Source organism: Streptococcus danieliae (assembly GCF_009767945.1).
GTDB lineage: Bacteria > Bacillota > Bacilli > Lactobacillales > Streptococcaceae > Streptococcus > Streptococcus danieliae.
The window spans coordinates 1-6,445 of sequence record NZ_WSRS01000095.1 but is presented as its reverse complement, the minus strand read 5'-3'; the positions used below and the strand labels follow the sequence as shown (position 1 = coordinate 6,445).

The 6,445-nt window shown below is 40.2% G+C and carries 6 protein-coding genes and 2 pseudogenes; 7 read left to right on the top strand and 1 reads right to left on the bottom strand.

Annotation, left to right across the window (positions count from 1 at the left end; genetic code table 11):
• Positions 1-134: IS630 transposase-related protein (locus tag E5983_RS08230; protein ID WP_160332216.1), on the bottom strand; the 134-nt coding region annotated here is incomplete at its 3' end.
• A 43-nt stretch (positions 135-177) separates the two neighbouring features.
• Between E5983_RS08230 and E5983_RS08225 the strand changes: the two are divergent.
• The 7 genes and pseudogenes from E5983_RS08225 to E5983_RS08200 all read left to right on the top strand — a co-directional run.
• Positions 178-810 (top strand): annotated as a pseudogene (locus tag E5983_RS08225) (DUF6782 family putative metallopeptidase); the annotation flags it as partial.
• Positions 811-927: 117 nt separating this feature from the next.
• Positions 928-2,748, top strand: a complete 1,821-nt coding sequence (locus tag E5983_RS08220; RefSeq protein ID WP_160333370.1) for an AAA family ATPase — start codon at positions 928-930, stop codon at positions 2,746-2,748.
• Between the two features lie 90 nt (positions 2,749-2,838).
• The gene (locus tag E5983_RS08215) at positions 2,839-3,186 is read left to right on the top strand and encodes a TrbC/VirB2 family protein (RefSeq protein ID WP_160333369.1); all 348 of its coding nucleotides are present in this window, start codon (positions 2,839-2,841) and stop codon (positions 3,184-3,186) included.
• Between the two features lie 12 nt (positions 3,187-3,198).
• On the top strand, positions 3,199-4,257 hold the full coding sequence (locus E5983_RS08210; protein ID WP_160333368.1) for a hypothetical protein: 1,059 nt from the start codon (positions 3,199-3,201) through the stop codon (positions 4,255-4,257).
• Positions 4,258-4,271: 14 nt separating this feature from the next.
• Entirely contained in the window at positions 4,272-4,964 is a 693-nt protein-coding gene (locus E5983_RS08205; RefSeq protein WP_160333367.1) for an LPXTG cell wall anchor domain-containing protein, read from the top strand.
• Positions 4,965-5,144: 180 nt separating this feature from the next.
• Complete coding sequence (locus E5983_RS10055; protein ID WP_269148537.1) at positions 5,145-5,267, top strand: hypothetical protein; 123 nt, start codon at positions 5,145-5,147, stop codon at positions 5,265-5,267.
• 198 nt (positions 5,268-5,465) lie between these two features.
• Positions 5,466-6,445 (top strand): annotated as a pseudogene (locus tag E5983_RS08200) (cell wall anchor protein); the annotation flags it as partial.

The window sequence follows — 6,445 nt, the reverse complement described above, 5'->3', positions numbered from 1 at the left end:
GTTTTCTCTTTTAATTTAATCCATTGATAAATGGTATTACGAGAAATTTGGAAAACAGTTGCTGCTTCAGAAATACTGCCAATATTCTCACAATATGAAAGAACTTTTTCACGAAAATCTACTGAATATGCCATAAAAATAGTATAGCACAAAATGTGCGGTTTTTGTTTCATTCTACTATATAAGGTATTTGAATTGTCTCAGACAACTTTAAAACCTGAAGCCTATCCAAAGGCCATGCCAAATCGTCACTATAATTTTGATGTGGATCAGGTTAAAACAAAAGAAATTCTTGCAGGTTTGCAGGAATATGCGGATAGTGTTGGTGTTACCATCATGGTAGATAAAAATCATGATTTAGGAAATGCTAAGGGAGGCTTTGATCCAGATAAGCAGCTGATTTTTATGAATCCACACAACACACCAGGTGAAAAAATTGGAACCCTGATTCATGAACTGGCTCATGCAACACTGCATAATCCTAAATTTGCTGAACAGTATAAGGGGACAATGACCTTGGGTCAAAAAGAATTTGAGGCAGAGATGACTAGTTATCTATTGTCAAAACATTTTGGACTGGATACATCTGAAAAATCCATCCAATACATGGCGAGCTGGACTAAGAACCTATCAGCCTTGGAAGATAAGGACTTAGCCGCTTCGTTACAGCGTGTTCATAAAACAGTCTCTAGTATGATGAAGAAGATTGATAGTCATTTGAAAGCTCCGCAAATTGAAAAAGAAAGGGGAGAAAAAGTTAATTTTTTTAAAGAAGCTTTGAAGGCAGCTGAGAAAGGAATTGGCCGCTAAAGCTAAGGAGAAAGGGTGATCATAGAGTTGCCCTTTTTCTTTTGTTTTGTCCCCTTAACACGAAAATTTTCATTATCCCTTATGATGAAAGAAAAGTAAGAAAGGAAGCGGAAATTGATGGAGGAAAAGAAGCACGTGCAGACACCCTATTTAAGTAAATACACGGAGAATCTAACAGAGAAGATTGCCAAGAAGGCTATGGACTATGAAGTTTACGGACGGGACAAGGAAGTCGAATCAGTCATTATCTCCTTGTTACGAAAAACAAAAAATAATCCAATTTTAGTTGGGGAGGCAGGGGTCGGAAAGACTGCTATTGTGGAAGGTTTAACCTTGGCTATTCTACGGAAGCAAGTTCCAGGTCTTCTGACTGGGGTTACGGTTCGGAGCTTGGAATTATCCAATCTGATGAGTGAAGAAGATGGTGGATTTATTCCTAAATTTAAGAAGATTATTGAAGAATTAGTCCTAACCAAGGGAAGCAATCTCTTGTTTATTGATGAGATTCATACCGTTGTTGGAGCAGGGGGAAGTAAGGGGCAGGCCTTGGATGCAGGAAATATTCTAAAGCCTGTTTTAGCCCGTGGTGAGATTCAGTTGATTGGTGCGACAACGCTCGATGAATTTCATGACTATATTGAAACGGATAGGGCCTTAGAACGGCGGATGCAGCCCATCATGGTGGAGGAGCCAAGCATTGTTGAAGCGATTCAAATTTTAGAAGAAGCTAAGACAAGTTATGAGATTTTTCATGGGGTTCAAGTTGAGTCAGAAGCTGTAGAGCAAGCCGTTCGTTTATCGGTTCGCTACCTGACAGATCGTTTTCTACCAGATAAGGCTTTTGATTTGATTGATGAGGCAGCGACTATAGCAGCTGTTAGTCAACAGAAATTTGTCGGGGCTAGGGATATTGCCCTGGTCTTGAAAAATAAGACAGGGATACCTGTTACAACGATTCTAAAAGGTGATTCAGAGCGATTAGAAGGTTTCGAGGAGAAAGTTCGGAGTCGGGTGAAGGGCCAGGATGAGGCGATTCTAGCCGTTCTGGATGCCATCACCATCTCACAGGCAGGTTTGCAGGATGAAAATAAGCCCATTTCTTCCTTTCTCTTCTTGGGATCAACAGGTGTCGGGAAAACAGAACTATCAAAGGCAGTTGCAGCAGCCCTGTTCGACGACGAGGATGCCATGATTCGTTTTGATATGTCTGAATACAAGCAAAGGGAAGATGTGATCAAGTTGATTGGGAACCGCAACCTTGGAATCAAAGGTCAATTAACAGAGAAGGTGAAACAAAAGCCCTATTCTGTCTTACTCTTAGATGAGATCGAGAAAGCTCATCCTGAAGTGATGGATTTGTTTCTCCAAGTTCTGGACGACGGTCGCTTGACTGATGGTTCAGGTCGCTTAATCAGTTTTAAGAATACGATTGTGATCATGACTACCAATGTCGGGGCCAAGAAAATTATTAATAAATGGGAATTGAAGGGGAATTTTAGGGACCTGACAGAAAGGGAGTGGACCCAGTTTGATAAGTCAATGGATAGTGAGCTTCAAACAGAGTTTCGTCCAGAATTTTTGAACCGTATTGAGAATAAAATCATCTTTAATTTGTTGGAGCGTTCAGCTGTTGAGGAAATCGCAGCAAAAAATTTGAGGATTATTGAGGAAAGAATGGAGAGGCATGGTTTTTCCCTGTCTTATGGTCAAGATGTTATTGAATTTTTAGCAGATGTGGGAACTGATGTAAAAAATGGTGCCCGTCCTCTAGAGCGCTTGATGAAAAGAAAGATTTTAGCTCCAATTTCAGCTAAAAGTCTTAGTCTCGATCAAGACTATCAGTTCCATTTGTCTGTTGTTGGAGAGGCTCCGAACAGCAATCACCGCAAGGATAATCGTAGTATTGAGATTACTTTATTTGAAAATCCTAGGGGCTAATTAAAAAAATGGTACTGACTTGTCCCCTTACTGCCAAAAAAATAATTATCTCTTACACTAATGATGTCAACAAAAGTTAGGAGGAATTTTATGAAGTATCAAATGAGACAGGCTATGCAGAAAGTTAGGGAGAAGCACAATCACTATTTGTTTGCTGTAGCAGCCCTTCTTTCGCCTTTTCTTTCTCAGACGGTTTATGCAGATGACCCATTTGCCAAAACAGATGCTTTGGCGCAACAAGGGATTACAAAGGTCCAGGGAATTGGAATTGTGACTTTAGGTCTAGCTGTTGTTGTGACGGGACTAGCTTATGGTTTTGGTGGTCGAGAACTGAAAGCAGCCATTAAAAAGCATTGGCTGGCTATTGCAGTAGCTATTGTAGCTGTTGCGGCTGGACCAAGCATTGTTGAGTGGGGCTTTAACTTTGTAAGAGGTTAGGGGTGAGGATCTATGGTATTTTCTCCTTTTATCAAATCCAAGAATAAAATCACAGATGATTTATTTGTGAAAATCACTTGGTCTACAGGGGACTCACCTGAGGAAAATCAAGATTTGCTGGAATTGATTGAGGAGTTGGATCAGGATCATGGAGATGATTTTCTTTATCCAATCAAGCAGTCTCTTCCCTATCTCACTTTTTTTCAAACAGAACTGTTGTTTCAAGCTCTTTCACAAAAATATGGATACTTTCAAGTAGAGAAAGTGGCTCTAGCTCATCATGAGGGCAAAGAGATTGTGACGGACGGAGAGGTTTTTGTAAGTCCTCTTCTCCTTGAAGGAGATTACCAAACCATTCTTTGGCCTTTGATTCAATCAATCTTAACAAGTTCAGAATTTGAAAATTACAGTTATCAGGAAAAACGGGAATATTTTGAAAATCAGGTATACCCCGTTTACCGACGAAGTTTGAACATTTCTGATGCGGCTCTTCCTCTTTTTCCAGCTGAAGGAGAGCAACTAGAAGTAGCTAGAACTTCTTTGAAAAAAGATGATAGCACCAAGGAAAAAGCTTCTTCCTCAGAGGGGCAGACTTCCCCGAGACGTTTCTATTTGTTTAGTGCCATTTTGGGCTTACTTGCAGTAGCTGGATTAGGAATTTCTTTCTTGACAGCTAGTCAGTTAGGGAAGGTCAAACAAGAGTTACAAACAGTTCGTCAAGAAGTGAAGGTTTTACAGTCTTTTAAGACATTTGAAAACCAGGTTGATGTCTTCAGTCGCTATTTTCTTCCAACTTACTATTCTGGTGATAAGGAAGCTCTTCGTCAGTTTTTATCAGATGGAAATGCAAAATACACGGTCCCTGAATCTGGATTGTTAAGATCTGTGATTTTAGAGTCTTTGCTCTTTGATCCGAATACTGAAGAATACACGGTGACCTATGTTTTGTCAGTAAAGAAAGAAGAAGATACGGCCAATATTCGTTTAAGTTTTTCTATTAAAGAAATGAAAAATAGCAAGTATGGTTTTGTCGTTACGACAGAACCAAAAGAGTCAGAATACGTGAAATAAATAAGGAGTAGAACATGAGTAAAAAACAATTCATTGCAGCATTAGCAGTATCTATGGTTGCTTTGGGACAAGCTGGAGTATCAGCTGATGAAGCAGTTATCAGTCCAGTGGATCCTTCGACACCAGTTGTGACAACTCCTGAATCTAACGAGCCAAATCCAACTCAGCCGATCACAAACGAAGAAGTTCCTGTAACTCCTGATGTTCCTGTTACCCCTGAAGTGCCTGAAGTTCCCGTAGTTCCTGAAACTCATAGCACACCTGGGGTGCCAAGCGAAGAGGTTCCAGTAGCGCCTACAACCCCTGAAGTGCCAGCTGAGGTTGAAATAAAACCTACAGAAGAAAAACCGAATAATGAGGTGAAGCCTTCTGAAGAAGTGGCTCCAATTAAGCCTGTACAGCCAAGTCCAGGAACACCTGTAGCACCAACTTCTCCTTCAACCAGTCAATCTTCTAAGGTGAATCCTAAACCTTCTACAATCAGCTCAAAGGCTGAAGTAGTAACAACTACAGGGGGAGAGGCTAAATCATCTGAAAAGGAAACAGTTGTTGTTAAGAAAGCCAATACAGATGCTAAAAAGGCAACGAATGATTCTAAAGAGCTGACTGAATTACCATCAACGGGAACCGAAGAATCGATGTTCAGTATCTTCGGTGGGGTTTTAGCAGCTACGGCCGCATATTTTTTGAAGAAGCGAAGCATCTAATCATTAGGATAGCTAGCCAATTATACTAGCTATCCATTTATTGAAATAAGTGTCAAAAATTTGTTTTCTCAGTTTTTTACGCATTTTCTTCTATCCTAAAAATACAATCTTGGATACTGAGTAGCTGATTTTTGATGCTTGTTTGAGTAAATAGTATGAATAAAGTAAGGGAGAGGTTTTATGAAGTGGATTTTAATAGGGTCTAGTCTATTTTTAATAATTTTAAGTTTAGTTTTTGCATATTGTTGCTGCCTTGTTTCTGGGGGAATTTCTCGCTTAGAGGAAGAAAAAGAAATGGGATAGAAAGTAACGTAGGTGATGGTTTAATGGTTTTGATTTTAGTATTTACTTGTGGACTATTTGCTTTTTCTTTTTTAATGGCTTTGATTATTTCATTGTTACGAATTAATGCAGATTTGGAGGATTGAAGATGATAAGTGTGAGAGCGCCAGCATGTAACTATTGTTTTTACTTATTTGAAGAAATCTGGAAGGAGAGATTATGAGCTATAAATTAATGGCAGGTTTAGCAGTTGCAGCTGCATCTGTTACGGCAACAGGTGTTGTGCAGGCTGAGGAGGCTGTTCCAGTATCTACGGAAACGAATATTACTCATGTTGAAACGTCTGCTCAACCTGAAGTAACGCAAGCACAAGTCGATGATGCTAAAGCAAGTTTTGATCAGGCAAATCAGGCTATGTTTGTACAGGAGGCGGCTGTTCAAGAAGCACAAGTCGCTAAAGATCAGGCGCAGTTAGCGGTTGTTGAAGCAAGTTTAGCAGTTACAGAATCACAAAAGCTTGCGGATCAAGCCAATCCTGAAAGCATAACACAAGCACAGGAAGCTATCACAAAGGCTACTCAAGACGTTGTGAGTGCTGAAAAAGCAGTCGAGAAGGAAGCAGAAAAAGTAGAACCTGCCCGTCAAGCTGTTCTTGATCAAGAAGCAGTCGTGAAGGACAATCAAGCTAAAGTGTCGGATGCTGAAAAAGAAGTCTCTCAGGCTCAGGAAGCCGTTGAACTGGTGAAAGCGAGCATGGATCAAAATTCTACTCAAGTTGATTTAACTAGAGCACAGGAAGAAGTGACTGTTAAGACAGCTAAGGTTGCTGAAGCTCAAACAGCTTTAGAGCAATCCCAGAAAGCAGATGCTTTGTTGGAAGAAAGGAGTGCACAAGCACAAGAAACCTTCTCACAAAGAGCTTCGGAAGTGCAACAAGCAGAATTTTTACTTAATAAAATTCTGGTGGGAATGGCGAAAGAAGCTGTTTCAACAAGCTTTGAGGATCATGCCTACTATAACCAACGGGACGCTATTTGGGCTGCCTACTATGGAAACGGTAGCTTTGCGGCAACTGGATGTGTTCCAGCAGTTCTTGCTATGGTCTTTACAGAGTTAGATCGCCGAGGGATTACTCCGAAACAGGTTGCGGATTATTTGTACAACAATACCGAGTATTTTAATAAGAATTTCTCAGGAAC